This is a genomic window from Rhodoplanes roseus (genome assembly GCF_003258865.1).
GTDB classification, from domain to species: domain Bacteria; phylum Pseudomonadota; class Alphaproteobacteria; order Rhizobiales; family Xanthobacteraceae; genus Rhodoplanes; species Rhodoplanes roseus.
Genome location: NZ_NPEX01000845.1, coordinates 1 through 268 on the forward strand (window position 1 = coordinate 1; position 268 = coordinate 268).

The window sequence follows — 268 nt, forward strand, 5'->3', positions numbered from 1 at the left end:
GGGAAGATGCCGAACGGAACAGCCTCAGACCAGCTGCCGAGAAGCAGCGGGCGCAAGAAGCCGATCACAATCATCAGCCAGATCGCCGCCATGAACGCCCAGGCAACGTGCGTGCCCATACCGAGCGCCGTAGCCTGGCGGTACGTACGCACCCACCACAGAAGAACCGACGTCGTCATAAAGAAGCCAGCCATCTGCCACCAGCCGCCCTGGTCGAGCGGGCAAAGCACGCAGAAGCCAAGTTCGGCAGGCGGCGGCTCAAGCGCAA

The 268-nt window shown here is 63.4% G+C and carries 1 pseudogene; it reads right to left on the reverse strand.

The features are described from left to right. Positions 1–268: pseudogene (locus CH341_RS32675) on the reverse strand (photosynthetic reaction center subunit M); the annotation flags it as partial.